The 24,182-nt window shown below is 72.1% G+C and carries 24 protein-coding genes; 10 read left to right on the plus strand and 14 right to left on the minus strand.

The genetic code is table 11. The features are described 5' to 3' along the window. Positions 1 to 78 precede the first annotated feature (78 nt). Entirely contained in the window at positions 79 to 1,170 is a 1,092-nt protein-coding gene (locus ACH35V_RS10935; RefSeq protein WP_395971739.1) for a YbhN family protein, read from the plus strand. Positions 1,171 to 1,304: 134 nt separating this feature from the next. After that, on the plus strand, positions 1,305 to 1,823 hold the full coding sequence (locus tag ACH35V_RS10940; protein WP_395971740.1) for a flavin reductase family protein: 519 nt from the start codon (positions 1,305 to 1,307) through the stop codon (positions 1,821 to 1,823). A gap of 9 nt (positions 1,824 to 1,832) precedes the next feature. Here ACH35V_RS10940 and ACH35V_RS10945 read toward each other — a convergent pair whose 3' ends face one another. The 6 genes from ACH35V_RS10945 to ACH35V_RS10970 form a co-directional block, all read right to left on the minus strand. Then, entirely contained in the window at positions 1,833 to 3,059 is a 1,227-nt protein-coding gene (locus ACH35V_RS10945) for an ROK family protein (protein WP_395972044.1), read from the minus strand. Then, positions 3,059 to 3,832 (minus strand): ATP-binding cassette domain-containing protein, encoded by a 774-nt coding sequence (locus ACH35V_RS10950; RefSeq protein ID WP_395971741.1) that lies wholly within the window; start codon positions 3,830 to 3,832, stop codon positions 3,059 to 3,061. The genes ACH35V_RS10945 and ACH35V_RS10950 overlap by 1 nt, the downstream gene beginning before the upstream one ends. Before the next feature lie 180 nt (positions 3,833 to 4,012). Further along, positions 4,013 to 5,332: a sugar ABC transporter permease gene (locus tag ACH35V_RS10955; RefSeq protein ID WP_395971742.1), complete on the minus strand. Its 1,320-nt coding sequence runs from the start codon at positions 5,330 to 5,332 to the stop codon at positions 4,013 to 4,015. Between the two features lie 13 nt (positions 5,333 to 5,345). Further along, positions 5,346 to 6,131: an ATP-binding cassette domain-containing protein gene (locus ACH35V_RS10960; RefSeq protein ID WP_395971743.1), complete on the minus strand. Its 786-nt coding sequence runs from the start codon at positions 6,129 to 6,131 to the stop codon at positions 5,346 to 5,348. A gap of 174 nt (positions 6,132 to 6,305) precedes the next feature. Then, positions 6,306 to 7,385 carry a sugar ABC transporter substrate-binding protein gene (locus ACH35V_RS10965; protein WP_395971744.1) on the minus strand — a complete coding sequence of 360 codons (1,080 nt, stop codon included), beginning with the start codon at positions 7,383 to 7,385 and terminating at the stop codon, positions 6,306 to 6,308. A gap of 394 nt (positions 7,386 to 7,779) precedes the next feature. Beyond that, positions 7,780 to 8,076 carry a hypothetical protein gene (locus tag ACH35V_RS10970; RefSeq protein WP_395971745.1) on the minus strand — a complete coding sequence of 99 codons (297 nt, stop codon included), beginning with the start codon at positions 8,074 to 8,076 and terminating at the stop codon, positions 7,780 to 7,782. A 258-nt stretch (positions 8,077 to 8,334) separates the two neighbouring features. Here ACH35V_RS10970 and ACH35V_RS10975 point away from each other — a divergent pair, with 258 nt between their 5' ends. Together ACH35V_RS10975 and ACH35V_RS10980 are read left to right on the plus strand one after the other, a co-directional pair. Further along, positions 8,335 to 9,084 (plus strand): hypothetical protein, encoded by a 750-nt coding sequence (locus ACH35V_RS10975; protein WP_395971747.1) that lies wholly within the window; start codon positions 8,335 to 8,337, stop codon positions 9,082 to 9,084. A 128-nt stretch (positions 9,085 to 9,212) separates the two neighbouring features. Then, a complete protein-coding gene (locus ACH35V_RS10980; protein WP_395971748.1) occupies positions 9,213 to 11,732 on the plus strand; it encodes a M14 family zinc carboxypeptidase in 2,520 nt (839 codons plus the stop codon). Between the two features lie 51 nt (positions 11,733 to 11,783). Here ACH35V_RS10980 and ACH35V_RS10985 read toward each other — a convergent pair whose 3' ends face one another. Beyond that, the gene (locus ACH35V_RS10985) at positions 11,784 to 12,458 is read right to left on the minus strand and encodes a peptidyl-tRNA hydrolase (protein ID WP_395971749.1); all 675 of its coding nucleotides are present in this window, start codon (positions 12,456 to 12,458) and stop codon (positions 11,784 to 11,786) included. Between the two features lie 153 nt (positions 12,459 to 12,611). Here ACH35V_RS10985 and ACH35V_RS10990 point away from each other — a divergent pair, with 153 nt between their 5' ends. Beyond that, positions 12,612 to 13,682: a hypothetical protein gene (locus tag ACH35V_RS10990; protein ID WP_395971750.1), complete on the plus strand. Its 1,071-nt coding sequence runs from the start codon at positions 12,612 to 12,614 to the stop codon at positions 13,680 to 13,682. 26 nt (positions 13,683 to 13,708) lie between these two features. Here the strand turns inward: ACH35V_RS10990 and ACH35V_RS10995 are convergent, their stop codons facing one another. Beyond that, the gene (locus tag ACH35V_RS10995; protein ID WP_395971751.1) at positions 13,709 to 14,293 is read right to left on the minus strand and encodes an HAD family hydrolase; all 585 of its coding nucleotides are present in this window, start codon (positions 14,291 to 14,293) and stop codon (positions 13,709 to 13,711) included. A gap of 115 nt (positions 14,294 to 14,408) precedes the next feature. Between ACH35V_RS10995 and ACH35V_RS11000 the strand changes: the two genes are divergently transcribed. Further along, positions 14,409 to 15,077 carry a TetR/AcrR family transcriptional regulator gene (locus tag ACH35V_RS11000; RefSeq protein WP_395971753.1) on the plus strand — a complete coding sequence of 223 codons (669 nt, stop codon included), beginning with the start codon at positions 14,409 to 14,411 and terminating at the stop codon, positions 15,075 to 15,077. On the opposite strand, the gene ACH35V_RS11005 is transcribed toward ACH35V_RS11000, so the two are convergent. Then, positions 15,074 to 17,206 (minus strand): MMPL family transporter, encoded by a 2,133-nt coding sequence (locus tag ACH35V_RS11005; protein ID WP_395971755.1) that lies wholly within the window; start codon positions 17,204 to 17,206, stop codon positions 15,074 to 15,076. The two genes, ACH35V_RS11000 and ACH35V_RS11005, sit on opposite strands and share 4 nt — an antisense overlap. Positions 17,207 to 17,483: 277 nt before the next feature. On the opposite strand from ACH35V_RS11005, the gene ACH35V_RS11010 reads away from it, so the two are divergent. Next, positions 17,484 to 17,714 carry a hypothetical protein gene (locus ACH35V_RS11010; RefSeq protein ID WP_395971757.1) on the plus strand — a complete coding sequence of 77 codons (231 nt, stop codon included), beginning with the start codon at positions 17,484 to 17,486 and terminating at the stop codon, positions 17,712 to 17,714. Here the strand turns inward: ACH35V_RS11010 and ACH35V_RS11015 are convergent. From ACH35V_RS11015 to ACH35V_RS11030, 4 genes are all read right to left on the minus strand, one after another. Further along, entirely contained in the window at positions 17,689 to 18,360 is a 672-nt protein-coding gene (locus ACH35V_RS11015; protein WP_395971759.1) for a response regulator, read from the minus strand. The two genes, ACH35V_RS11010 and ACH35V_RS11015, sit on opposite strands and share 26 nt — an antisense overlap. Beyond that, complete coding sequence (locus ACH35V_RS11020) at positions 18,357 to 18,485, minus strand: hypothetical protein (protein ID WP_395971761.1); 129 nt, start codon at positions 18,483 to 18,485, stop codon at positions 18,357 to 18,359. Before ACH35V_RS11020 ends, ACH35V_RS11015 begins: the two co-directional genes overlap by 4 nt. 195 nt (positions 18,486 to 18,680) lie before the next feature. Continuing rightward, positions 18,681 to 18,980 carry a Dabb family protein gene (locus ACH35V_RS11025; protein ID WP_395971762.1) on the minus strand — a complete coding sequence of 100 codons (300 nt, stop codon included), beginning with the start codon at positions 18,978 to 18,980 and terminating at the stop codon, positions 18,681 to 18,683. A 58-nt stretch (positions 18,981 to 19,038) separates the two neighbouring features. Then, positions 19,039 to 19,494 carry a flavodoxin family protein gene (locus ACH35V_RS11030; RefSeq protein ID WP_395971763.1) on the minus strand — a complete coding sequence of 152 codons (456 nt, stop codon included), beginning with the start codon at positions 19,492 to 19,494 and terminating at the stop codon, positions 19,039 to 19,041. Positions 19,495 to 19,605: 111 nt separating this feature from the next. Here ACH35V_RS11030 and ACH35V_RS11035 point away from each other — a divergent pair, with 111 nt between their 5' ends. Both ACH35V_RS11035 and ACH35V_RS11040 read left to right on the plus strand, forming a co-directional pair. After that, on the plus strand, positions 19,606 to 21,291 hold the full coding sequence (locus ACH35V_RS11035) for a bifunctional lysylphosphatidylglycerol flippase/synthetase MprF (RefSeq protein ID WP_395971764.1): 1,686 nt from the start codon (positions 19,606 to 19,608) through the stop codon (positions 21,289 to 21,291). Positions 21,292 to 21,344: 53 nt separating this feature from the next. Next, positions 21,345 to 22,613: a serine hydrolase domain-containing protein gene (locus tag ACH35V_RS11040; protein ID WP_395971766.1), complete on the plus strand. Its 1,269-nt coding sequence runs from the start codon at positions 21,345 to 21,347 to the stop codon at positions 22,611 to 22,613. Positions 22,614 to 22,615: 2 nt separating this feature from the next. Here ACH35V_RS11040 and ACH35V_RS11045 read toward each other — a convergent pair whose 3' ends face one another. Next, positions 22,616 to 23,362 (minus strand): SDR family NAD(P)-dependent oxidoreductase, encoded by a 747-nt coding sequence (locus ACH35V_RS11045; RefSeq protein WP_395971767.1) that lies wholly within the window; start codon positions 23,360 to 23,362, stop codon positions 22,616 to 22,618. Between the two features lie 61 nt (positions 23,363 to 23,423). Between ACH35V_RS11045 and nfi the strand changes: the two genes are divergently transcribed. Further along, positions 23,424 to 24,128, plus strand: coding sequence for a deoxyribonuclease V (gene nfi / locus ACH35V_RS11050; protein WP_395971768.1), 705 nt, complete (start codon positions 23,424 to 23,426; stop codon positions 24,126 to 24,128). Positions 24,129 to 24,182 lie beyond the last annotated feature (54 nt).

The raw sequence follows: 24,182 nt of genomic DNA on the forward strand, positions 1-24,182 counted from the left end.
CGCGGGCGTACCACGGGGAATGTCAGGGTTCGGGCTTAGGCTCCTTAAAAATGGGCTGATCTGCGAGGTAACGGGGACATGCGGCGGGCGGGCGTGATCGTCCAGTGGGGGCTGGTCCTCGCCGCGCTCGCGACCCTCCCGCTCTACCGCGACGAACTGCCCGACCTCGGCGCCGTCTGGACGGCCGCGACGCGCGCCGACCTGGGCTGGCTCGCCATGGTCGTGCTGGCGGTGGCGGGCTCGATGGGCGCGTTCGCGCGGCTCCAGCGCCGGCTGCTGCGCATCGGCGGCCTGCGGATGTCGCTGCGCCGCGCGTTCGCGATCACCTACGCGGGGAACGCGCTGTCCACCACGCTGCCGGCCGGTCCGGCGGTGAGCGTCGTCTACACGTTCCGGCAGTTCCGCCGCGGCGGGGCGTCGGCGCAGCTCGCCACGGCCGTGATCGTGGCCGGCGGCGTGATCACGACGACCGCCTACTCGCTGATCGGCCTGCTCGCGCTGCTGGCCGCACCGCACGCCCGCGGCCCCGCAGTGGCCGTCCTGGCCATACTCACGGCACTGCTCATCCCGGCCCTGCTCTGGCAGCGGACGCGCGCCCTCGTGACCGCCCCGATCCGGCGCGCCTACCGCGCCGCGATCGCCCACCCCAAGATCGCACCCCATGTGGAGCGGCTGGCGGACGTCCCGCACAGCCTGCGCCCGACCCGCCGCGACTGGGCCGCGCTGATCGCGCTCTCCCTGCTGAACTGGGTGTTCGACATCCTGGCGCTGCTGTCGGCGGCGCACGCGGTCGGCATCGACGCCGCCCTGGACGGCGTCGCCCTCGCCTACTTCGCGGCACAGGCGGCGGGCAGCCTCTTCCCGCTGCTGCCCGGCGGTCTCGGCGCGATCGAGGGCAGCATGGCCGCCTCGCTGGTCGCCCTGGGCGCGGCCCTGTCGCCCGCCGCCGCTGCCGTCGGCCTCTACCGGCTCGTGTCCTACTGGGCCGTCGTCGCGGTCGGCTGGATCGCGTGGATCACCCTCCACGAGGGCCTGCGCCTGCCGGCCCGCGCCAAGACTCTTTTGGCCGGTTCCGGACGCTTTCTCCTGGACGGTCTGGCGGCCGACGCCTACGTCGCGCCGTACGCGGCCGTCCACCTGAACGCCCAGGCCGACGCCCGCCGCCCCTGACCCGCCCCTTCATCAGCCCAGCGACCGACCCCTGCCTGGGACCTTCGACGGAGATCACACTCTCCGGGAATCAACGTCCCGAAAATGGGGCTTTAGTGGTCATCGACCGACCCGATGCCACGAAACGGACTCCCATGTACGGATCGCCCAACGGCCCGTCCGCGACACCGGTGCTCGACGTCGAAGGACGGGCCTTCCGCTCGGTGCTGAGCCGATTCGCGACCGGCGTGGTGGCCGTCGCCGCCGTCGAGCCCGGTTCGGGACGTCCCACCGGCCTGGCCGCGAACTCGTTCACGTCCGTCTCACTCGACCCGCCCCTCGTGGCGTTCTGCGTCGCGCACACCAGCACCACCTGGCCGCGCCTGCGGGCCGCCGGCCGCCTGTGCGTCAACATCCTCGGCGAGCCGCAGCTCCCCGTCGCCGAGCGGCTGGCGCTCAGCGGCGGCGACAAGTTCAGCGGCATCGACTGGACGAAGTCCCCCGGCGGCGCCCCGATCATCGACGGCGCCCTCGCCTGGATCGAATGCTCGGTGACCCAGGAGCACCCCGCCGGCGACCACACGATCGTCGTAGCCCACGTCCACGCCCTGGCCGCCCACAGCGAAGACCCACCCCTGATCTTCTACAAGAGCACCTACACGACCCTCCCCTGACCGGTCTGGTCAGACAGGGCTGTCTTCGGGGGCTTTGAGGCGGGCCAGGACCTGGAGGGGGTCGGCCAGGACTTCGGCGAAGGCGAATTCGGCGGCGCCTACGAGGGTGGTGTCGTCGCCGAGGGCGGCGGTGCGGAGTTTCACCTTTTCGCGGGGGGCGGCCAGGGCGCCGGTGGCGAGGACGCTGCGGATCTGGGCGGCGGCGCCCAGGTAGATGTCGCGGAGCGTCCCGCCGAAGACGATGAGGCCGGGGTTGAAGATGTTGACGAGGTTGGCGACGCCGAAGCCGAGCCAGGTGCCGACGCGCTGCAGCGCCTCGCGCGCGACGATGTCGCCGGCGTCGGCGGACGCGACGATGTCGCGGACGGCGTCGCGCCCCGGCTGGCCCGGGATCTCCTCGCGGCCCGCGTGGGCGAGCAGGGTCCGCTCCCCCACCTCCGCCTCCAGGCAGCCCTTCGAGCCGCAGGCGCAGGGGCGTCCGCCGGGGTTGACGATCATGTGGCCGATCTCGCCGCCGTAGCCCTCGTCGCCGGCGAGCAGGCGGCCGTGCGCGATGATGCCGCCGCCGACGCCGACGTCGCCGTGCAGGTAGATCAGGTTGTCGGAGTTGACGCCCGCGCCGCGCTCGTGTTCGGCGAGCGCGCCGAGGTTGGCGTCGTTGCAGACGGAGACGGGGATGCCGAGGCCGAGCCGGCGCGACAGCAGGTCGCCGAGCCGCAGGTCGCCGACGTCGAGGTTGGGGCCGAACATGATGGTGTCGTCGGAGCGGCGGACCGTCCCGGGGAACCCGACGGCGGCGCCGACGCAGACGGCGTCCCGCTCGGCCTTGCGGACGAGCGAGCGGGCCCCCGCGACCAGCACGCCGATCAGGTCGGCGGGGTCGGAGTCGCGGGCCCGGACGCCCTCGCGGCGGTCCAGGACGACGCCGCCGAGCCCGACCCGCGCGACGACGAGCCGGTCGACGCCGACCTCGAACGCGAGCACGTAGACGCGGGTGGACTCGGGCCGGACGACCAGGGACGGCCGTCCGGCGCGCCGTCCGGGGCCGCGCGGCAGTTCCTCGCGGACGAGCCCGGCGGCGGTGAGGTCGGCCGTCAGCGCCATGATCGTGCTGCGGTTCAGGCCGAGGGACTCGGCGAGCGTCGCCCGGGACGCGGGCCCGCGCAGGTGGACGAAGCGCAGCAGCGTCCCGAGGTTGTGCCGCCGGATGTCCTCCTGTGACGGGCCGCCCTTCATCATCGGCCCAGTTCCGATCGGCGCAGCCCCAGCTCGCCGCTGGTCCCCGCGGTGATCAGCTCGACGACCTGCCGGTGCGTGACGTCGGCGGTGCTGACCTGGGCGACCATCCGGCCGAGGTACAGGGCGGCGATCCGGTCGGAGACCGCGAAGACGTCGTTCATGTTGTGCGAGATCAGCACGACGGCGAGGCCCCGGTCGGCGAGCCGCCGGACGATCTCCAGCACCTGCTGGGTCTGCGCGACGCCGAGCGCGGCGGCGGGCTCGTCCAGCACGACGACCTTGCTGTCCCACAGGACGGCGCGGGCGATCGCGACGGTCTGCCGCTGCCCGCCGGAGAGTGTGGAGATCCGCCGCCGGACGGAGCCCATCGTCCGGACGGACAGGCCGGAGAGCGTTCGGCGGGCCATCTCCTCCATCGTGTCCTCGTCGAGCGCGAGGCCGCGGCGCTGCTCCCGGCCGAGGAAGAGGTTCTCGACGATGTCGAGGTTCTCGCAGAGCGCGAGGTCCTGGTGGACGATCTCGATGCCGAGCCGGGTGGCGTCGCGGGGGCTGGAGACCCGCACCGGACGGCCCTCGAAGCGGAACTCGCCCGCGTCGAACGGGTGGATGCCGCCGATGCACTTGACCAGGGTCGTCTTCCCCGCGCCGTTGTCGCCGACGAGCGCGGTGACCTCGCCCGGATACGCCGTGAACTCGACATCGTGCAGGACCTTGACGGAACCGAAGCTCTTGTCGATGCCGCGCAGATCCAGTGCTGGCGTCACTGACATGCCGAGGGGCTCCCACCGTGCCGCACCGCCGCCGCGCGCCAGGCGGTCGTGGTCCGTGAGCGTATCAGCAGCGTTCCACGGCCCGGAACCGTCGTCCGGACGGCCCGGGGCGGCGGGCGCTGCCGGGGAGCCGATGGGGCGGGCCGGCGGCTCCCGCCCGTTCGCGGCCGGGTGCACGGGTCATCTCCCCGTGCTCGACCGCCGGCGCCTGGCCAGCGCGTCGATGCTCGCGGCCAGCAGCAGCACCAGCCCGGTGATCAGGTAGCTGAGGTAGGCGCTGGTGCCGAGCAGCCCGAGCCCGTTGTCGATGAGCGCGATGACGAGCCCGCCGAGGACGGCGTCGCGCGCCTTGCCGCGTCCGCCGAACAGGCTCGTCCCGCCGATGACGGCGGCGCCGACCGCGTACAGCAGCGTGTTCCCGCCGCCGGCGCTGGTGGCGACGGAGTTGAGCCGGGACGCGGCGACGATGCCGCTGACCGCCGCCAGCCCGGACGCGATCATGAAGACGGAGATCCGGATGCGGGTGACGTTGATGCCGGCCCGGCGGGCGGCCTCGGAGTTGCCGCCGACCGCGTAGATGTGCCGCCCGTAGGCGGTGCGGCCGAGGACGAACGTGCAGACGATCAGCAGCGCGCCGACCAGCGGCACGCCCCACGGGATGCCGCCGAGCATGATCAGGGGGCTGGGGGCGCGGTCGAGGCTGAGCACGTAGGTGCTGATCAGCAGGGCCGCCGCGACGACGGCGCACTGCGCGACGACGAACTCGATCGGCTTGGCGTGCAGGCGCCGGACGTGCTGCCGCCGCCACCGCAGGAGCTGCGTGGCCGTGTAGCCGGCGACGCACAGGCCGGCGAGCGACCAGCCGAGCCAGATCGGCATGTTCTTGTTCGACAGCGCGACGATGACGTCGTCGCGGACGGGCACCGTCCCGCCCTCGCCGATCAGCCGCAGCGTGACGCCCTGCAGCCCGAGGAAGAACGCGAGCGTGACGACGAACGACGGTATGCGCAGCACGGACACGAGCCAGCCGATGGCCGTGCCGATGACGATGCCGATCGCCACACCGGTCAGCACGGCGGAGTACCAGGGCTGCCCGGCGTCGGTGATGAGCTTGGCGAGGACGGCCGCGCACAGCCCGCTGGCGACGCCGGCGGCGAGGTCGATCTCGCCGAGGAGCAGCACGAAGACGAGGCCCATCGCGAGGATCGTGATGGGCAGCGCCTGCACGGACAGGTTCGCCATGTTCCCCTTGCTGAGGAACGTGTCGGGCTTCAGCGCGGTGAACAGCGCGACCAGCGAGATCAGGCCGAGGACGGCGGGCAGGGCGCCGAGCTCGCCCGCCTTGATCCGGTGCCAGTAGTCCAGCAGCGCGGACCTCATGTCGTGCTCGCGGCGGTCGGTCGCGAAGTCCGAGTCCGCGAGGGTCATGGCTTTGCCGCCGCCGCTCTTGGTGAGGTCGGGGCCCTTGGCGACGTCGTCGCCCGGGATGTCGGTGGACACCTGCGTCCTCCCTTCAGATGCTCTCGGCGGCGGTCTGCGGCGCGAGGCCGAGATCGCCGGAACGGCCGGCGGTGATGAGCTCCACGACCTGGCCGCGGGTGACCTGGGCGCGGGCGACGTCCGCCGCGACCCGGCCGAGGTACAGCGCGGTGATGCGGTCGGCCACCTCGAACACGTCGTTCATGTTGTGCGAGATGAGCACGACGGCGTGCCCGGTGTCGGCGAGCCGCCGGACGAGGTCGAGGACCTGCCGGGTCTGCGCGACGCCGAGCGCGGCGGTGGGCTCGTCCAGGATGACGACCTTCGACTCCCACAGCGCGGCCTTCGCGATCGCGACGGTCTGCCGCTGCCCGCCGGACAGGCTCGCCACCTGCTGCCGGACGGACTTGACGGTGCGGATCGACAGTCGCGCGAGCGTCTCCCTGGCCGCTTCCTCCATGGACGGCTCGTCCAGCACGAGGCCCTTGCGGCGCTCCCGTCCGAGGAACATGTTCTGCACGATGTCCAGATTGTCGGCAAGCGCGAGATCCTGGTAGACGACCTCGATGCCGAGTTCGGACGCGGCGCGCGGGCCGTCGACGGTCACCGGGCGGCCGTCGAACTCGATCCGCCCGGAGTCGAAGGGGTGGATCCCGGCGATGCACTTGATCAGTGTGGACTTGCCCGCGCCGTTGTCGCCGACGAGGGCCATCACCTCGCCGAGCCGCACCGTGAAGTCCACGTCGTGCAGCACATGGACGGCGCCGAAGCTCTTGTTGAGCCCGGTCAGTCGGAGGACGGGGTCTCCGTTTTCTGCCACGTGTTTCCTTCCGTGTCTCCCTGACGGGGTGTGGTCCCGTGGCGGGTGTGGTCCCGTGGCGGGGTGGTGCTCGTGGCGGGTGGTGCTCGTGGCGGGCCCCTTCGCCCCGGGTTTCCGGGTAATCCGGGACGTCCCCAGCGGATCGGGGCCCGCCACGAGGTCGGGAGGGGCGCGCTACTGGATGCCCGCGTCCGCGCACTTGGCGGCGTAGGCGCCCTTGCAGAGGTCCGCCTTCTTGATGAAGCCGTCGTCGACGACCTTCTTGACGTTGTCCTTGAAGACGGGGATCGGGGCCAGCAGCATCGACGGGACGTCGCGCTTGCCGGTCGGGTCGTTGACCGTCCCGTTCGTCTCGCCCTTCTGGCCGTTGATCAGGGAGACGGCAAGCTTGGCGGCGGCGTCGGCCTCCTGCTTGACGGGCTTGTAGACCGTCATGCACTGGTTGCCGTCCAGGATGTTCTGCAGGCCCTCAAGGGTCGCGTCCTGTCCGGTGACGGCGACCTTGCCGGCCTGCTCATTCTTCTTGAGGATCGACACGACCGCGCCGCCGAGCGCGTCGTTGGCGGCGACGACGCCGTCGATCTTGCCCTGCTGCTCGGTCCACATCTGCTCGAAGATCGTCGCGGCGCGCTCCGCCTTCCACTCCGGGACGGCCTGCTCGCCGACCTTCGTGTAGTTCGTCGCCTTGTCGAGGACGCTGTGCGCGCCCTGCGAGAACAGGGTCGCGTTGTTGTCGGTGGGCGCGCCGTTCAGGTAGACGATGTTCGACTTCTTGTCGGCGAGGCATTTCTGCAGGCCCTTGCCGAGTTCCTCGCCGACCTTCACGTTGTCGAACGACACGTAGTAGTCGGCGACGCCGCCGAGCGTGAGCCGGTCGTAGTCGATGGTCTTGACGCCCTGCGCCTGCGCCTTGCGCTGGACGGCGGCGGCGGAGTTGGAGTCGAGGCCGTCCACGATCAGGACGGTGACGCCGCTGGTCAGCATCTGGTCGGCGATCGTCTGGAAGCGCTGGGCCGAGCCCTCGGCGTTCTGGATGTCGTAGCCGACGCCCGCCGCCTTGAACGCCTGCTCCAGGTAGGGCCGGTCGAAGCTCTCGTACCGGACGGACGAGGTCGTGTCGGGCAGGATCACGCCGACCTTGCCCTTGGCCGCTCCGGAGCCGCCGCCGGACTCGCCGGAGTCGTCCCCGCACGCGGTGAGGGTGAGCGCCGCGGCCGCGGTGAGGGCCGTCAGGCTGAGGATCCCCTTGCGCATAGCCCGGGTCCTTTCTGGGGGTGGCCGCGCCGTGCCGCGGCCGGGGGGTAAGGCCGAGATGTCGGTGTACGAGCCCACCGACTTGAATGTTGTGCCCCGCAACTTATGTCGGCCTTGTCCGTCACGCCAGACCCGATGCCGGGTTGATTTGTTGTTGGCGGTAACAATCATGTAACGCGAGATCAAGCCTGGCCTGCCCTCGCGCCACAGCCCCCGCGCACGCTGGCGCGCCCGCACGCGTGGCGAGCGCAGCGCGTCCGGAATGTTCGGCGCGTCAACATTCACCCTCGACCGGTGGTCTGCCGCGCAGGGAGCAGCGGGATGCCGAAGTCAGCGCATGGCGAGATCAGCGCATGGCGAGATCGGCGGGTGACGAGAGCGGCGGGGTGGCGGGTCAGCGGGTGGCGAGGACCTGCGCGATCCGGGCGGCCGCGGTGGGCGCGTCGTCGGCGGGCGCGATGCGCTCCGCCCAGGACCACCAGTACCACCAGCCGTCCGCGGCCTGCTCCGCCAGGACGTTCTCGGTCAGGGCGGACGCGTCCGGGTTCAGCACGTGCAGGACGGGCGACTGCCCGCGGGGCAGGACGATCCGCACCCGGAAGCCGCGCTCGACCAGCGCGTCCCCGAGCTCTTCCAGATATTCGATCCGCGTCCTCGACGGCGCGGTGGTTCCCGTATCGTCAGGCGTCATCCTCGGTTCCTCACGGCAGTTCCTCACGGACTCCGCGCGGCCCGACGAGATCCCAGCCTCCCCCTTCGTCCGCTCGTGTGCAAGCACCGCCGGGTCGTTCGGCCCGGCGGTGCTCGCACACGGGCGCGTCCACCAGCCCGTCCATGCCCGCCCGCGGGCCTGTCACGGGCCCGGCGAGCGGCGGGCGTTTCGGACGTCGACGGGCGGTTATCCGGGATATCTTGCGCATAGCAGATGAACAGGACTTGGGGGCGAAGTATGACGCTGGGCCCGGATCCAGCAGCCGACCCGGACGCCACTCCGATCCTCGGCGTCCCGGCGGGCGGCGCGCAAGGAGCCCCTCCGGGAGCCGCTCCGGGAGCGGCCCAAGGCGGCGTGCCGGGGGCCGCCCCGGGTCCCGGCCAGGCACCCCCGCCAGCCGGGCTCCGCGCGGGCGCGCGGACGTGGCACCGGTTCCACTACGCGATCGGCGTCTTCCTCATCGCGTACGGCCTGACGGGGCTGCTGAGCGGATTCCTGCTGTGGAGCGACCGGCAGGACGAGATCGACGGCTACTTCGACTCCGGCCCGGCGACAGGCATCCTCGTCCTGGTCAAGCTGGTCGAGGCGGTGCTCGTCCTGTGCGCGCTGGCGGGAGTGGCGCTGCGCCGCGACGTCCTGTTCGTGCCGGCGACGGCCGGGTGGATGGCGGGGTTCGCGATGTTCGCCGTCCTGGACGTGTTCACCGGCAGGTGGGGCGGGCTGTTCGAGCACCTGCTCTACCTGGCGGGGTTCGTCGTCCTGCTGTTCCTGTCGTACGGGCTGAGCGCGAAGGCCCAGCTCGCGAGCGCACCGCTGCCGGACGCCGACGCCCCGGACGGCGAATCGCCCGACGATGAGTCCGGCGACTCGGGCGGCTCGTCCAGCGGCCCGCACCGGCTCACCCGGACGCAGGAGTTCGCCCTCCAGGCGATCAACCGGGCCGCCGCGCTGACCGGCCCGCGGCCCCGCCCCGGCAGACACGACTGATCTTGGCAGAAGTTGCCCTTGGTGGTACTTCCGGACGGTGACACGTTGTGGCTCATGAGAGCCCGAAAACTGGTGTCGTCCGTGAATGGTTTTCATCCGGCCTTCGCCGCCAACCCGCAGGTGTGGCCATGCCGAGGATGAAAATTATTCAGGTGCTGGTGGCGGTGTCCCTGGCGGTGCCCACGGCGCTCGCGGCGCCCGCCGCAGCACAATCCCCGACGGCCCCGGCGGGCTGCGATCCGACGCAGACCGAACCGGTCTACCGGGGCAAGGTCCCCTCCCCCAAGCAAGTCCTCGGTTTCGAGCTCGGCGAGCGGCAGGCCACCGCCGCCGAGTCCGACAGGTATCTGGAGACGGTCGCCGCGAAGAGCGAGCGGGTGATCTCCGGGACGCTGGCCAGGACAGCGCAGGGCCGTCCGCTGAAGTACGCCATCGCGGGACGTCCCGAGCTCATGTCCAAGGCCGGGCTCGCCAAGGTGCGGGCGGAGGCCGCGCTGCTGCGCGACCCGCGCACGCCGGACGCGCTGGCCAAGCGGATCACCGAGCGCGGCGTCCCGATCCTGTGGGTCAGCGGGAACGTGCACGGGAACGAGCCGAGCGGCACGGACGCGGCGCTGAAGGTGCTGCGCGACCTCGGCGACCGCAGCGACTGCGCCGCCACCTCGATCCTGGACAACGCGCTGGTCATCGTCCTGCCGACGCAGAACCCGGACGGCCGGGAGGCGAACACGCGCCAGAACGCGTACGGCTTCGACATGAACCGCGACTGGTTCGCGCGGACGCAGCCGGAGACCGACGGCAAGCTGGCGATGCTGAACGAGTACCCGCCCGCGCTCTACATCGACGCGCACGAGATGGGCGGGACGTCGTACTTCTTCCCGCCGAACGCCGACCCGATCTACCACGAGACGCCGGAGCAGGCGATCGGCTGGATCAACGACCTGTACGGCGCGGCGATGGCGGCCGAGTTCACGCGGCAGGGCATCGACTACTTCAACAGGGACGTCTACGACCTCTTCTACCAGGGCTACGGCGACACGGTGCCGACGAGCGCGTTCCACGCAGCCGGGATGACGTTCGAGAAGGGCGGCGAGAGCCCGTACCCGGACCGGGTGAAGGAGCAGTACCTCACCCAGTGGGTGACGCTGTCGGCAGCTACCCGCAACCGGCATCAGATCCTGAGCCAGTGGCGGCAGATGACCGTGGACGCCTACGCGCAGGGCAAGGCGGGGAAGCTGGAGCCCAACCAGATCTACAACCCGCCGAACCAGGTCGACCGCCCGGTGCCCGACCGTCCGGTGCGGAACTACTTCCTGCGGGACGACGACCCGGCCAAGCGCGACGAGGTGCGCACGGTCGTCCGGCGCCTCCAGCGGATGGGCGTGGACGTGAAGAAACTCGTCCGGCCCTTGCAGGTCCCCGACTTCAAGACGTACGGGCATCCCGAAGCGAAGACGACCCTTCCCTCCGGCACGTACTGGATTTCCATGGCGCAAGGCCAGAAGCACTGGATCCAGGCGATGCTGAACGAGGATTCCTACACGCCGTTCCCGTATTTCTACGACGTGACGGCATGGAGCCTGCCGCTGCTGGGGAACGTGTCGGGCGGGTCGTCGGGGGCCGTCCTGAAGCCGCAGGCCGCCCCGGTGGGGACGCTGCCCGCGCCGCGTCCCGGCCATGACGGCACGGCGCCGAAGATCGGCATCCTGCAGCTGTCGGCGACGTCGTCGGCGACGCGCCAGTCGGCCGGTTGGCTGCGGCATCGTCTCGACCGCGACTGGAAGCTGCCGTTCACGCTGCTGACCCCGGCGGACGTGGCCGCGGGCAAGCTGAAGGGCGTCGAGGTCCTGCTGACACCGGACGGCCCGTCCAAGCCCGCCTACGACGCGCTCGGCGACACCGGACGGGCCGCGCTCCAGCAGTGGACGCGGGACGGCGGCCGCTACGTCGGCTGGCAAGGCGGCACGGAGCTGGCGGCGCTGCTCGGCCTGACGACCGCGACGCTGACGGAGCCGACGTCCGACATCCCCGGCACGCTGTTCCGCGTCAAGGTGGACAAGACGAGCCCGCTCGCCGATGACGTCGGCGCCACGGCGTGGAACTTCACGTCCTACGACCCGGTGATGAAGGCGTCCAGCGGCGTCGTCGTGTCGTATCCGAAGACGGACTCGCCGGACTGGTTCGTGTCCGGGTTCGAGGAGGGCGCGTCCGAGCTGGGCGGCACCGCGGCGGTCGTGGACCAGCCCGTCGGCGCGGGACGTTCCGTGCTGTTCGCGGCGGAGCCCAACTTCCGCGCGTTCACCGACGGGACGGCCACGCTGCTCTACAACGCGATCCTCGGACCGGACCCGGCCGGCGCGCAGGCCCCGCAGGCGGGCGCCACCGCGAAGGCGGCGGAGCAGGCGGCGGCGCTGCCGTCGTACGAGTCGCCGATCCGCGTGTCGGTGAAGGCGGCCGACGCGGTGAGGGCCTCGTCGGTCCTGCGGTCGGTCGGCGCACAGTGGGCGGAGCGCCGCAGCGGCGGCGTCGTCCACTACGTGATCGACAACCCGCGCGGGCTGCCGACCGATCACCACCCGTTCGCGGGACGGCTCCCGTCCCTCATCAAGAAGGCGGGGATCGTCCCGGTCGCCGTCACCCTTCCCTGAGCGGAGCGGCGGGGGGGGGGGGGGGGGGGCCCCGCCCCCCGCCGCCCACTCCTACTTACGTACGATCCAGGCAACGGCGGTCATCGTTCCTGGGGGAATCTCAGTGAACCCGCCGTCACGGACCACCACCGTCGCCTTCTTCACACACTGCCGCCACGGAACGTCACTATTCAGGTGGACGAGGGCACCGCCGTCCACCCAGGCGGCCACGTCCTTCCGCCGGCCCTGACGCAGCAGAAGCTGAGCCGCATGCCCGCACTGGGCGGCGGCCTTGCCGGTCGTGATCGTCACCTCCGGATTGACCGCGATCACCGCGTACGGCGGTTCAGGCACCGGGCCCGGCTCCTCCGCCACCTCCAGTTCAAGGCCGGCGACCTGCAGTTTCGCCAGTTCGGGCGGGACGTCCGACACCGGACAAGGCGGGAACGCCCGCACCTGCGCGCCCGCGTGCTCGACGGTCACGCCGGGCAGCGCCTCCGCCTCCGGCCAGCGCACGCCCCGCGCCCGCCGCGTCACCTTCCGGATCCGGCGCGCCTCCCATTCGCGGACGGCGTCGCGCCATTCCCCGTCCGGCTCCGTCGCCCTCGGGTCGGTGAGCAGCCGGACGACCGCGGTCGCGGCCGCCTCGCAGACCGCGGCGTGATCGGGCGGTTCGGCCTTCTCGGCGCGGACCACCAGCTGCATCGCCCAGGGCGGATCGTCGTGGGGATCGTAATCGGGTCGCACGCGCTGGAGTATTCCAAACCCGATGCGGCTTCCCGGAGACGGATGTGGGTACGGCAACTTGTGCCGTCCCTCAGACGTCTTTCCTGTTACGGGCCGAACGGCCCTCGCCGGAGACGGCGGGGGGTGGCGGAGCAGTCGGGTCGGAGGTCGCCGGTGACCAGTGGCACGTGGAGCGACTCCATACCGGGAGTCGGAACGTTCTTCGTGGGGATCGACGTCGCCCCGGGACGCTACCGGTGCGACGACGGCAAGGGCGGCTGGTGGGTCCGCTTCACCGGCCCCGGCGGGGGCGACCCCGTCGGCTCGTGGCCGCTGCCCGCCGGCCCCACCGAGATCGAGATCGCGCGGACCGACTTCGCGTTCGAGACCCATGTCTCCACGTACTGGCACCGGATCGCGCCGCCGCGCGGCCCCGAGGACGGCGCCCCCGCCGAGCCCCGCCCGGTCGCCGACCCGTCCCTGCGCGCCGACCTCGACACGCTCGTCGCGCGCCGCAGGCCGCTGCTGTGGCTGGCGCCGATGACCGTCCTCGGCTTCGGCCTGCTCGGCTCGCCGCTGCTCGGCTCGCTCTGGCTGATCGCCCTCGGCATGCTCGCCGTCCTGATCGCGCTCGGCACCCCGTCGGTGTCCCTCGACCTGCGCCGCGCCCGCGAGCTCGAACGGCGCCGCGACCGCTACCTCACCCCGGAGGACTTCGACGACGAGGGCCGCGCGATGCTGGCCCGCGTCCAGGCGGCGGTCGACGCCGTGCACGACTCCGCCGTCAACCGCGAGGGCCTGCTGGACGCGGTCGACAACGCCGTCACGCTGCCGCGCCAGGAATGGGAGATCGCGCAGGTGCTGGCGCGGCAGTCGAAGCTGCGCGCCGACCAGGCGCAGATGGAGGGCGCCGCGACGCTCCCCGAGGTGACGGCGGCGCTGCGCCCGCTGCGCGACAAGCTCGACATCTCCGTCGAGGCCGTGACCCGCCGCATAGAGGCCCTGGAACGCTACGCCGAAAGCGCCAGGGCCGCGGACGAGGTCCTGCGCGCCCAGCGCCATCTGGAGACGATCGCGGAGAAGGCGCACGAGTACGACGAACTCCTCGCCGACACCGTCCGCGACGACCTGGCCCTCCCCGCGATAGAACGCCTGACCGAACAGGGCGACGAACTCGTCCACACCCTCCGCGAACGCTTGTCCAGGGCCGCCGAAGCCGCCGAAGAACTCCCCCCGCCTTCCTAGCTTGTCCGGCGCACTGGGACGGCGGTTTAGAGAATGGCGCGGATTTGGGTGGGGGACGTGAAGAGTTCGGCGCGCATTCCGGTTTTGCGGGCGGCGAGGACGTTGCGTTCGGTGTCGTCGAAGAAAAGGACGTCGGCGGGGCGGACGCCGAGGCGGTCGGCGCAGATCTCGTAGGCGCGCGGGTCGGGTTTGGCGACGCCGATGTGGCAGGAGTAGGTGAGCGCGTCGAAGCGGGAGAGCCAGTCGCCGTGGCGGGCCTCGAAGCGGGGCACGAGGTCGCCGATGATGTTCGACAGGAGGCCGAGGGTGCGGCCCCGGTCGGCGAGTTCGTGGACGAGGGCGACCATGGTGTCGTCCACGTCCGTCCAGCTGTCGAGGTCGGCCTCGATCAGCGCGGGGACGTCGGGGAACGCGACGCCGAGGACGCCGGCGACGTCCGCCCAGTAGTCGGCGCTCGCCCGGCCGGCGTCGTAGGCGGGGCGGCAGGACCAGTAGGCGTCCCAGAACGGCGTCCCCCGGACGCCGGCGACGTCCTCGATCCGCCGCACGGCCGCGGGGGTCTGGGTGCGGGCGATCACTCCGTACAGGTCGAAAACGATCACATCGGGCATGCCCCCGAGCCTATGCGGGATCCGCGGCGCCCGAACGTAGCAAGCGCTTGATGCATGCGCGTACCCTGGTGCTCACGAACGAACAGGCGGTTGGGCGAGACGGCATAATGAGGGGGTGACGACCACGAGCGCCGAATCCGGACGATCCAGGCCCCGCGCGGCCGGCGAGGGCGGTGCCCGCCGCCGCGGAAAGGGCTCGGCTCCCCTGCCGTCGGAACGGCGCGAGCACCTGGTGCGGCTGGCCGCGGAACTGTTCGCCGAGAAGGGATTCCAGGCGACCACGGTCCGCAACATCGCCGACGAGGCGGGCATCCAGTCGGGCAGCCTTTACCACCACTTCGACTCCAAGGAGTCGATCGCCGACGAGATCCTGTCGAGTTTCTTCAGCGAGATCATGTCGGCCTACAAGGCGGTGCTCGACGAGAGCGAGAATCCGCGCGACACCATCGCCGGGCTCGTCCGGGTCGCGTTCGGCACCCTGGAGCCGCACCGGGCCGCCGTCACGGTCATGCAGAACGACTGGAACTACCTCAAGGGAATGGACCGCTTCGCCTATCTCACCAAGTCCGAGGACGAGGTCGAGAAAATGTGGGTGGACACCCTAAGGACGGGTCAGGAGGAGGGCCTTTTCCGCGCCGACCTCGACCCGAAGCTCACCTACCGGATGATCCGCGACACCATCTGGGTGGCGGTCCGCTGGTTCCGTCCGGGCGGCCGGCTCAACGCCGAGGGCCTCGCCGAGCACTACCTCAAGGTGATGTTCGACGGCATCAACCTCCATTAGACGCGGACGCCGTCCGCAGGCGATTCCGCGGGCGTCCGGCGGGTCGGCAGGAGGCGCGCCAGCGGGCGGGGGATCCACCAGTTCGCCTCGCCGAACAGCTCCATCAGCGCCGGGACGAGCAGCAGCCGCACGATCGTCGCGTCGATCAGGATCGCGACGCCGAGGCCGAGGCCCATCTGCTTGACGGCGACGTCCGCGCCGAGCAGCACCGACAGGAACACCATCACCATGATCGCCGCTGCGGCGGTGATGACCCGGGCCGTGCGGGACAGGCCGAGTGCGACGGCCTCCCGGGTGCGGACGCCCGACTCGTAGGTCTCGCGGATGCGGGACACGAGGAACACCTCGTAGTCCATGGAGAGCCCGAACAGGATCGGGAACATCATCAGCGGCACCCAGGTCGTCACCGGCATGTCGGTGGGGAACCCGAGCAGGCTCCCGGCCCACCCCCACTGGACGACGGCCGTCAGCACCCCGTACGCCGCCGCGATCGACAGCAGGTTCATCAGCGCGGCCTGCAGCGCCACCGTCACCGACCGGACGAGCCCGACGAGCAGGAGCAGCGACAGGCCGACGACGACGGCGATCAGCCACGGCAGCCGGGTGCTCACGTCGTCGGCGAAGTCGATCGCGCCCGCGTTCGGGCCGCCGACGTAGGTCTGCGCGCCGGTCCCGTCCATCACGCGGGGGATGACGTCGTCGCGCAGCTCGTGGACGAGTTTCGGCGTCGCCTCGTCCTGCGCCCCGGTGGTCGGGAACGCCATGACGATGGACGCGGCGCCGTCCTGGCTGGCGCGCGGCGGCTGGACGGCGGCGATGCCGGGGGTCTCGCGGACGGCGGCGGCGAGCCGTCCGGCGTCCCCGGGGTTCCCGCCCTCGGTGACGAGGACGAGCGGCGCGGACGTGCCAGGCCCGAAGCCCGCCGCCATGATCTGGCTCGCCTTGTACCCGCTGTGGTCGTGCGGCTGGGTGCTGGAGTCGGGCAGGCTCAGCCGCATCGACAGCGCGGGCACGGCCAGCACCAGCAGGACGGCGGCCGCGCACAGCCCCGCGACGACCGGGTGCGCCTGGACGACCCGCGCCCACCGCTCCGCCAGCGGGCGGCGGCGCGTCCTGCCGAATCCCGGGACGCGGAGCCGGTCGATGGAGCGTCCGGCGAAGCCGAGGAGGGCGGGCAGCAGCGTCACCGCGCCGAGCATGGTCATCAGCACGGCCGTGGCGGCGGCGACCGCGACGGCGTTGAGCAGGCTCTGCTGCATGACGAACAGGCCCATCAGCGCGATCACCACGGTGGTGCCGGCGAACAGCACGGCGCGTCCGGCGGTGGTGATGGCGGTGACGGTCGCCTCCTCCGGCTCCTTCCCGGCGTGCAGTTCCTCCCGGTACCGGGTGACGATGAACAGCGCGTAGTCGATGCCGACGCCGAGCCCGATGAGCGCGGCGACGATGGGGGCGAACGACGGCGCGGGCAGCGCGTGCCCGAGCAGCATGATCAGCGCGAGGCCGGAGCCGATGCCGAACAGCGCCGTCACGATCGGCAGCCCCATCGCCAGCACCGACCCGAACGCGACGAGCAGGATGACGATGGCGGCGAGCACGCCGATGGCCTCCGAAGGCCCGCCTCCGGGCGTCTCGGCGAGGTCGACGGCGGCGCCTTCGAGCTGGACCTGGACGGGCCCGGCGTCGCTGCGCACGTCGTCGAGCAGCGCGTTCACGTCCGCCTTGGACATGTCGTCGGACGGGACGTCCAGGCTGCCGGTCGCGAACGCCGTCTTCCCGTCCTGCGAGATCTGCCCGGGCGTCTCGAACGGCGACGACACCGACGCCACGTGCGGCGTCTTGGCGAGCCTGGCGACGGCCTCCTGCACCTTCGGCTTGACCTCCGGGTTCTGGACGCCCGCGTCGGCCCGCACCGCCAGCGTGATCGAATCACCGCTCTGGTCGGGGAAGTGCTCGTCCAGCAGGTCGGACGCCTTCGCCGAGCCGGAGTCGCCGCCGGAGAAGTCGTTCAGCGGTTCCGCCGCGAAACCGAACCCGAGCACCATCACCACGATCGTGCCGACGATCCAGCCCGCCACCGTGAGGCGCCGCCTCCGGAAGCAGAACCGGGCGAGTCTGGCCAACCTCATGGGAACCACCTCGTGTGCGTGTCGCGCCGAACGAGTGACGTCCGGGCGCTCGGGAATGTGACGGCAGGTCCAGCGTTTCCCGCCGACCAGGGTCGACACATCGGGCGGACGGTGTCATTCGCCCCTGCCGTGTACATCCGTTGGAGTACATCCGGCGCGGTATCCCACGGTGCGAGTGCCCTAACCCCCATAGTGTGCTTAGTCACTAATTGCCGAGTAGGGGTGACGCCTTGGCCCGTGGGGACGCTGTTACTGGAGAGAACACCCGGGGGGTGGGATGACGGCTGAGCGAGGCGCCGCCGGTCGCGACGAGCCCACGCCCGCCGCCCTGCGCGCCGCCACGGCGCGCGGCCTGATGGAGCAGTTCCCCGGGGTGCGCGTCTGGTACGGCGAGGCGACCGGATCGTGGTGGGCGATGGTGCCGCTGCGCATCGGCCCGCGGCTGCTGGAGGCGCCGTCCCCGCAGGAGCTGCGCGAGGAGATCATGAGCCTGCGGCGCCGGGGGTGACCAGCCCCGACTCGTAGGCCAGCACGACGAGCTGCGCCCTGTCCCGCGCGGCGAGCTTGCCCATTGACCGGCTGACGTGCGTTTTCACGGTCAGCGGGCTGAGCAGCAGCCGCGCCGCGATCTCGTCGTTGGACAGGCCGCGCCCGACCAGCCGGACGACCTCGCGCTCCCGCTCGGTGAGCCCGTCGAGCGCGACCGCCGGACGGGCCGGGTCGGGACGCCGCGCGACGAACCCCTCGATGACGGCGCGGGTCACGGCGGGCGCGAGCAGCGACTCGCCGCCCGCGACGACCCGGACGGCGCGCAGCAGCTCGTCCGGCTCGATGTCCTTCACCAGGAAGCCAGACGCGCCCGCGCGCAGCGCCAGGTACACGTAGTCGTCGTCGGTGTAGGTGGTGAGGACCACGACCCGGACGTCCTTCAGCGCGGGGTCGGCCACGATCCGGCGGGTGGCGGCGAGCCCGTCGACCTCGGGCATCCGCATGTCCATGAGGACGACGTCCGGGCGCAGCTCACGGGCCAGCTCGACCGCCTCGCCGCCGTGCTCGGCCTCCCCGACCACCTCGATGCCGCCGCCCCCGGCCAGCAGCGAGCGGAACCCGGCGCGGACCAGCGACTGATCGTCGGCGAGCACCACGCGGATCACGGCCGCCCCGCAAGCGGAGCGCGGGCGAGGCCGGCGTGCGACACGCGGGCGAGACCGGCGGGCGGCGCGGGGGCCGAGGCGATGTGCGGAGCGCGGGCCGGGGCGGCGTCGGTGCTGGCGGTCACGCCGCAACCGTACGACGGTTCGGGCGCCTTCGCGCGGACGGCGTCGCCTCGCGGGACGTGCGGGCTCGCCTCCTGTGGCGCCCTCCGGGGACGGGGCGCGATCCGTCCCCGGAGGGCGTCTTCGGTGACGGTAACCCGAAAATCGTTCGGACACAAGCGCTTGTTAGGTTCCGTCGCCCGCGCGTCCGCCCGCGCTCACGTCGTGTACTGGATGGACGCGCGCTCGGCCGCGATCGGCGTGATGTACCGGTCGACCACCGCCCGGTGGGACGGGTGGTCGCGATAGGCCAGGTAGGCGTCGCGGTCGGCGAAGTCCGCGACCAGCACGAAGTCGTAGGCCGCGGGGTTCACGCCCGCGTCGGCGCCCAGGCTGTACTCCCGGATCTCCGGGATCACGGCGGGCAGCTCGCCGAGCCGCGCCGCGACCTCGTCCTGCTGGCCGGTGGTCGTCCCCTCGGCCCACCTGAACATCACCACATGCCGGAAACCGTTCATGGCGGCACGCTACCGGGCACGGCCCGGGAGATCGCAGACCCAGACCTCGGCGAGCGGCCTAGACCTCGCCGAGTTCGGCCGCCGTGACCGCGCCGAGCTCCCAGCACGCGTCGAGATCGGCCTTGGACGGCTCCCCCACGACGATCACGGGCGGCTGGACGGCCTTCCACGCCAGCCCGGTGGTGATCGACTCCAGCGCCCGCAGGCCGCCGGTCGCGTCGTTGTTGCCGTGCAGGAACGCCCCGAACGGACGCCGGACGGTCTCCTCCAGGCACGGGTAGTAGATCTGGTCGAAGAAGTGCTTGAGCGCCCCGGCGAGGTATCCGAGGTTGACCGGCGATCCGAGGAGGTAGCCGTCGGCCTCCATGACGTCCACGGCGGTGGCCGCCAGCGCCGCGCGGGACACCACGTCCACGCCCTCGACCTCGTCGGTGGACGCCCCCGCGCGCACCGCCTCGTACATCGCCTGGACGGACGGCGACGGCGTGTGGTGCACGATCAGCAGCCTCTTCATCCTCACGAGCCTAACGCCGGCGGGCGGAAGGGGCCTGACGTGGTAAAAGATCCGGTTCGGGGAATGACGTCCAAAAGGATCTTGGTGCTGGGCGCAGCGGAGGTGTCCTTCGTGCAAGCAGGCGATTCATCGTGGCAGGGCGTCCCCGCACGGGCGCGGCGGGGCGGGACGCGGCGGGGCAGGGCGCGGCCGGTCTGGCCGCTCGCCGCCGCGACGCTGGCCGTCGCCGTGCTGGTCGCGGCGCCCGCGCCGGCGGCGTCCCCGGCGTGGCTTGGCGAGCTGTCCGGGTTCGTCACCGGCGGTCCGCTCGCCCCCGCCCACGCCGTGGTGCTCGGCCTGGCGCTCGCGCTCGTCGCCCGCGGCGTCCTGCTGCGCCGCCGCGCCGCCTGGCACGGCCTGGTCATCTTGGTCGTCCTCGGGATCCTGGCCGTCCTGACCGGCGACGACGCGGCGTGGCGGCTGCCGCTGCTCGCCGCCGCCCTCGGCGGGCTGTGGCTGGAACGCGACCGGTTCACGGTCCGCCCGCATCCCGACCGCGTCCGCGCGGCCGTGCGGACCGGGGCGCTCCTCGTCGTCGCCGCGGTCGCCGGCTCGCTGGTCTTCGGCGGCGTGTCGGTCCGGTCGGTCGGCCAGATCGCGGCCGGTCTCGGCGCGACCGGCGCGCCCATCGACGGCGCACCGTGGCTCCCGGACGTCCTCGGCCTCGCCGGGGCGGCCGGGCTCCTCGTCCTGATCGTCACGCTCCTGTCCCCCGACCCGCCGCCCCCGCCCGGCGACGAGCTGGAACGCGGCCGCGTCGCCGGCCTCGTCGCGCACCCCGGCTCCGACACCCTCGCCCCATTCGCGCTGCGCCGCGACAAGGCGTACGTGTTCAGCGCGGACGGGCGGGCCGTGATCGGGTACCGGGTGCAGTTCGGCGTCGCCGTCGCGGGCGGCGACCCGGTCGGCGACCCCGCCTCGCACGCCGACGCGGTCAGGTCGTTCCTGGCCCTGTGCCGGGCGTCCGGCTGGCGTCCGGCCGTCCTCGGCGCGAGCGACGGCCTCCTGCCGGCGTGGGGAGCGCTCCGCTCGATCGGCTACGGCGACGAGGTCGTGATCGATCCGCGCGAGTTCACGCTGTCGGGACGGCAGATGCGCAACGTCCGCCAGGCGGTCAAGCGCACGGTCAACGCGGGCGTCACGTCCGAGCTCGTCCCGGAACGCGATCTCGCGCCTGACCTGCGCGAACGGCTGCTGGACGTCGCGTCCCGCTCCCTCGGCGGCGCGGCCGAGCGAGGCTTCGCCATGAACCTGGACGAGCTGCTCACCGGCCGCCACCCGGGAGCGGTCGTCGCGATCGCCTACGACGCGGACAAGCGGCCCATCGCGTTCCAGCGCTACGTCACCGCGGGCGGAGGCATCAGCCTGGACGCGATGCGCCGCAGCCCCGGCGGCCCGAACGGCGTCAACGAGCGCCTCATCGTCGAGATGGTCGAGTACGCGTCCGGGCACGGCCACGAGGTCGTCTCGCTGAACTTCGCCGCGTTCCGCGAGCTGCTGGACGCCGAGGAGCGCACCGTCCTGGAGCAGGCCGGCTACCGCGCCCTGCGCCTCCTCGACCCGTGGATCGCGGTCGAGTCGCTCTACCTCTTCGACAAGAAGTTCAGGCCGTCCTACAAGCCGCGCAACGTCGCCTTCCGCTCCTGGTCCGACATCGCGTGGCTGGCCGCCGCGCTCCTCACGCTGGAGTTCGCCCGGACGCGCCCGGCCCGCCGAGCGGAGGACCCCGTCACCGAACCCGCCCACCACCTCGGGTGACCGGCCATCCTAGAACGTGATTCTATAGGGGTCTCCGACGAGAGGACCCGCGCATGAGCAGCATCGTGGAGGGCCACTGCGATCCGGCGTTCGCCGCCGTCCGGGACGCGTTCGAGGAGAACTTCGCCGCCGGACGCGAGCTGGGCGCGGCCGTCGCCGTCTACGCGGGCGAACGCAAGGTCGTGGACCTGTGGGGCGGCACCGCCGACCGCCGTACCGGACGCGCCTGGCTGCCCGACACGCCGTGCTTCGGGTTCTCCTGCACGAAGGCGGTCACGGCGGCCGCGGCGCTGCTCCTCGCCGAGCGCGGCGCATACGAGATGGACGGCCCGGTGACCAACTGGTGGCCGGAGTTCGGCGCCGCCGGCAAGGACGGCACGACGGCCGCGCATCTGCTGTCGCACCAGGCCGGGCTGCCCGCGTTCGCCCGTCCCGTCCAGGCGGACGAGGCGGCGGACCCGGCGTCCCTCGCCGCCGAGCTGGCCGCGCAGAAGCCGGAGTGGACGCCCGGCGAGGCCCACGGCTACCACGCGCTGACCTACGGCTGGCTGGCCGGTGAGATCGTCCGGCGCCACTCCGGCAGTACGGTCGGCGCGTTCGTCAGGGACGAGTTCGCCCGCGACCTCGACCTGTGGATCGGAGCACCCGACGGCGTAATCGAGCGCTCCGCGAAAATGTCCGCCGGCCGCCGCATCGGAGCCACACCAGCCGCCCGCGGATCCAACCCGGAGCCACACGAAGCCGCCTCGCCGCCAAGCGAAGCCGACGCGCCGCCGCACGAAGCCGACGCGCCGCCACACGAAGCCGCCTCGCCAAGGTCGCTCCCCAACGACCTCCTGGAGCGCTTGGCCACCGCCTTCTTCGACCCGGAGAGCGCGATGAACCGGGCGCTCAACAACCCGCACCCGGGCAAGGGCGGCTACAACAACCCGGTCGTGCTGCGCGCGGGCTGGCCGTCCGCCGGGATGCTCGCCACCGCGCCCGCGCTGGCCGCCTTCTACCGCGACCTCCTGGCCGGACGGATCCTGCGCCCCGACACCCTGCGGGACGCGATCCGCCCACGCGTCAGCGGCCCCGACCGCACGATGCTCGTCGACAGCACGTTCGGCCTGGGCTTCATGCGTCCCGCCCAGACGTTCTTCACGCCGGAGGCAGCGCGGGAGTCGGCGTTCGGGCACACCGGCGCCGGCGGTGCCATCGGCCTAGCCGACCCCGACGCCGGTCTAGCGCTCGCCTACCTCCCGAACCTGATGAGCCACATGGCGTCCGGCGACCTGCGCGCCTACCGCCTCACCGAGGCCGCATACGCCTCGCTGACCTGAACTCACTGCATGGTGATGCCGCCGCTGACCGAGATGGTCTGGCCGGTGATGTATTCGGCGCGATCCGTGCAGAGGAACGCGACGAGCCCGGCAATGTCGTCCGGACGGCCTATGCGACGAAGTGGGATCTGCCTCACCAGCTTGTCGAGCATCCCGGACTTCTCTTCGGACGCGCGGTCGGCGTCGCCGCGGAGCATGGGCGTGTCCGTGGGCCCGGGGCAGACGATGTTGGACGTGACGCCGCCGCGCGCCGCCTCCCGGGCGAGCGTCTTGGCGAGTCCGAAGAGTCCGGACTTGGTGGCCGCGTAGGCCGCCTCCCCGCCCCCGCCGGCCCGGGCGCCGTCCGACGAGATGAAGACCAGACGGCCCCAGCCGCGCTCGGTCATGCCGGGCAGCAGCGCGCGGGTGAGCTGCATGGGGGCGCGCAGGTTGACGCGCCACATCAGGTCCCAGTGGGCGGGGTCGCTGGCGGTGAACGGCTCGATGATGGCGACGCCCGCGTTGTGGACGAGCACGTCCACGGGCCCGGCGCCGGCGGCGAACGCGTCGATGGAGTCGGGGTCGGCGAGATCGACGCGGGCCGCGACGCCGCCGACCGCGTCCGCGACCTCGCGGGCGCCGGCCTCGTCCAGGTCGGCGACGACGACCCGCGCTCCCAGGGCGGCGAGGTCGGCGCAGATCGCGCGCCCCATGCCGCCCGCGCCGCCGGTCACCACCGCCGTGCGGCCGTCCAGTCGGATCCCGTCCATATGCACCTCCGGGGGGTTTGTCACGTTCCATAGATAACATTCGCCGGTACTGTGCCGGATCATGGAGGTACGCGATTCCGTGGAGGTGCGCGATCTGCACGCCTGGCCGTCCACGCCCGCCGAGGCCGAGGCGATCCAGGACCGGCTGCGTCCGATGCTGGAGCTGGACGCCCCCGGCCCTGCCAAGCCGAGCACCGTCGCGGGCCTGGACGTCTCGTACGCGGGCGACGGCGGCGGCACTGGCACGCGCCTGGCCGCCGCAGTGGTCGTCCTGGACGGCACAACACTTCAGGTAGTCGAAGAGTCGGTCGCGGTAGGCACAGCCACGTTCCCCTACGTCCCCGGCCTGTTCGCGTTCCGGGAGCTGCCCACGCTCCTGGAGGCGCTGCGCGGTCTGAAGACGACACCCGACCTGCTCGTCTGCGACGGGTTCGGCGTCGCGCACCCTCGCCGGTTCGGACTGGCGTGCCATGTGGGCGTCCTGACCGGTGTACCGACGATCGGCGTAGGCAAGACCGCGTTCATCGGCACCTACGAGCAGCCGGGCCAGCACCGCGGTAACACGACCCCCCTTCTGGACGGCGGCGAGGTAGTCGGCCGCGTCGTGCGCACGCGAGACGACGTGAAACCGGTCTTCGTGTCCGTCGGCCATCGCACCGACCTCGAAACCGCATGCCGGAACGTCCTCGACCTGACGCCCCAGTACCGGCTTCCGGAGACCACGCGGAGGGCGGACCGGCTTTCCCGCGATGCGCTCACCGGGTAGCGCGTCTTTGTGGAAGATGGCACTCTCGTCCGAAAGCAGACGGAGACACCCAGG

Origin of the sequence: Actinomadura sp. 1N219 (assembly GCF_044326405.1) — a bacterium.
GTDB lineage: Bacteria > Actinomycetota > Actinomycetes > Streptosporangiales > Streptosporangiaceae > Spirillospora.